At 63.0% G+C, this 2,624-nt stretch carries 2 protein-coding genes and 2 pseudogenes; 3 read left to right on the forward strand and 1 reads right to left on the reverse strand.

Annotation, left to right across the window (positions count from 1 at the left end):
* The 3 genes and pseudogenes from I5W_RS31160 to I5W_RS08850 all read left to right on the forward strand — a co-directional run.
* Window positions 1-125 (forward strand): annotated as a pseudogene (locus tag I5W_RS31160) (IclR family transcriptional regulator); the annotation flags it as partial.
* Between the two features lie 10 nt (window positions 126-135).
* A pseudogene (locus I5W_RS08845) lies at window positions 136-1,236 on the forward strand (MSMEG_0569 family flavin-dependent oxidoreductase); the annotation flags it as partial.
* 145 nt (window positions 1,237-1,381) lie between these two features.
* Window positions 1,382-2,323, forward strand: a complete 942-nt coding sequence (locus tag I5W_RS08850; protein ID WP_044528949.1) for a GlxA family transcriptional regulator — start codon at window positions 1,382-1,384, stop codon at window positions 2,321-2,323.
* Between the two features lie 78 nt (window positions 2,324-2,401).
* Here I5W_RS08850 and I5W_RS08855 read toward each other — a convergent pair.
* Window positions 2,402-2,624, reverse strand: a 223-nt coding sequence (locus I5W_RS08855) for a helix-turn-helix domain-containing protein (RefSeq protein WP_044528950.1), incomplete at its 5' end; no start/stop codon positions are given.

A 2,624-nucleotide genomic window follows, 5' to 3' on the forward strand; every position in this document is an offset into this window, starting at 1 on the left:
TCATGACCGAATTCAGCGAAGGCTGCGATGAGACGGTCTATGTCGGCGTGCTCGATGTGCAGGAAAAAGTCATTACNTATGTCGACGTCATCGAGAGCGCGCAATCGGTGCGCTATTCGTTGTCGTTCGTCACCCCCCAACTGGCAGTGCAATCTGCCGGGTTATCCGTATCGCGGCAACGACCCCTATGGTTCATGAAAGAAGGATGAAATCGTCGACTACCTGGATGGTTTCGTCGCCAGCTTCGCTCCCNCCGTGCGCGAGGGCGTGACGGTCAACAAGCTCTGGCGCGACGGCGCGCGGTGGCGCATCAGTGCCAGCGATGGCCAGTATGCTGCCGACCAGGTGGTGGTGGCCGTGGGCGGCTATCACATCCCGGTGGTGCCGCGTGCGGCCGAGCGTCTGCCGCAGCACATCGTGCAGCTCCACTCCAGCCAATACCTCAACCCGCAATCGCTGCCCGCGGGCGAGGTACTGGTGGTGGGCACCGGTCAATCCGGTTGCCAGATCGCCGAAGACCTGCACCTGGCCGGCCGCCGCGTACACCTGGGCGTGGGCGACGCGCCGCGCGTGGCGCGCAGCTATCGCGGCAAGGACGTGGTGGAGTGGCTGGACAAGATGAAGTACTACGATCTGCCCGTGGACCAGCATCCGCTGGGTACCGGCGTGCGCGAGAAGACCAATCACTACGTCACCGGCCGCGATGGCGGGCATGACATCGACCTGCGCAAGTTCGCCCTGGAAGGAATGCAGCTCTATGGCAAGTTCGAGGCGCTGGAAGGAGAGGTGGCGCGTTTCGGGGGCGGCCTCAAGGCTTACCTGGATGATGCCGATGCGGTTTCCGAAAGCATCAAGGACAGCATCGACAAATTCATCGCAGCCAACCAGATCGACGCCCCCGCCGAGGCGCGCTATGTGCCGCTCTGGCAACCCGAGTCGGATGCACCACGCACGCTGGACCTGCGCACGGCAGGCATTTCGGCGGTGGTGTGGTGCATTGGTTTTCGTACCGATTTCAGCTGGATCAATGAACCGATCTTCGATGGTCGCGGCTATCCCGGCCACGAGCGTGGCGTCACGGCAGCGTCGGGCCTGTATTTCCTCGGGCTGCCGTGGCAATACACCTGGGGCTCGGGACGTTTCTCGGGCATCGACCGCGATGCGCGCTATCTGTTCGAGCACATCAGTGCCATACGGGCACAGGCCGGCCAGCCGGTGCTGTCGCAGGCGGCCTGACCCGAGCGCGCCGCACATGGCTTCACTACCACACGGGTATCTTGAGTGTGGCTGAGTGTGGCGGCAGACATCAACGGCTTGCGATTTCCCGTGAGGACGGATAGGGTGTTGCCCTCGGCATTGTCACACCAGGGAAGGAAAGAACATGCACCACATCGGCTATTTGCTGACCGACGGTTTCCAGATCATGGGCCTGGCCACGCAGAGCGTCTTCGAATATGCCAACAAGGTCGCCGGCGAGGATTTCTATGCCTTGCACAATTTCTCGGTGGCCGGTGGCAGTGTGCTTTCCTCGCTGGGCATGTCCATCACGACCACCCCGGCGTCGCAAGCCGATCATATGGACAGCTGGATGATCTGCGGCGTGGGCGACCCGCTGGCCTCACCCGCCAGCCCGGATGAACGCAGCTTCCTGCAGCGCACCGGCAAGAGTGCCCGCCGCATCGCCGCCATCTGCACCGGTGGCTTCGTGCTGGCCGAAGCGGGCCTGTTGGCCAAGCGCCGTGCCACCACGCACTGGTTCTTTGCACGTGAGATGCAGGCGCGGTTTCCCGAGATCCAGGTCGAGCACGACCGTATCTATATCGTCGATGGTCCCATCTGGACTTCGGCCGGCATGACCGCTGGCCTGGACATGGCCCTGGCCATGGTGGCCAAGGACCTGGGCGAGGAGGTGGCGCGTGGCGTGGCGCACAAGCTGGTGATGCACCAGCACCGCACCGGCGGCCAGACCCAGCATTCGGAAATGCTGGCGCTGGCGCCCAAGACCGATCGCATCCAGAACGCCTTGAACTATGCCCGCAAGAACCTGATGCGCCCGCTGACGGTGGAAGAACTGGCCGAGGAAGCCAACCTGAGTCCACGCCAGTTCAGCCGCGTCTTTTCGGCCGAGACCGGCTTGTCACCTTCCAAGGCCATCGAGGGACTGCGGCTGGAGGCGGCGCGTTTGATGATCGAGCAGAGCCGGCATTCGCTGGAAGTGATCGCCCGCGAAACCGGGTTCCGGGATCGGCGCCACATGCGCGAAGTGTTCATACGGGGGTATGGGGTGGCGCCGCAGATGATGAGACGGGAAGGACGCGCCTGACGGGAAATTCATCTCTTGATGGAATCGTCGCACCCCTGTCATGTGATGCCGCCAGTGCCGTGTCCAGCCCCTTTTCGGTCATGCTCCGACGCGATCGCCGACCCTGATCTGCAGCAAGTCGCGGCGAAAGGCCCCCGGACTTTTCCCGGTCCATTTCCTGAAGGCCCGGTGGAAGGCGCTGGGTTCGGTGAAACCCAGTTGGGTGGAAATCTGCGCCACGCTCAACTCATTCTTGCCCAGCAGCGCCTGCGCCAGGCCACTGCGTATTTCATCCTTGAGCGAGGCATAGCTCTTCCTCATC

The organism is Herbaspirillum sp. B65 (assembly GCF_000333555.1).
GTDB classification, from domain to species: domain Bacteria; phylum Pseudomonadota; class Gammaproteobacteria; order Burkholderiales; family Burkholderiaceae_D; genus Herbaspirillum; species Herbaspirillum rubrisubalbicans.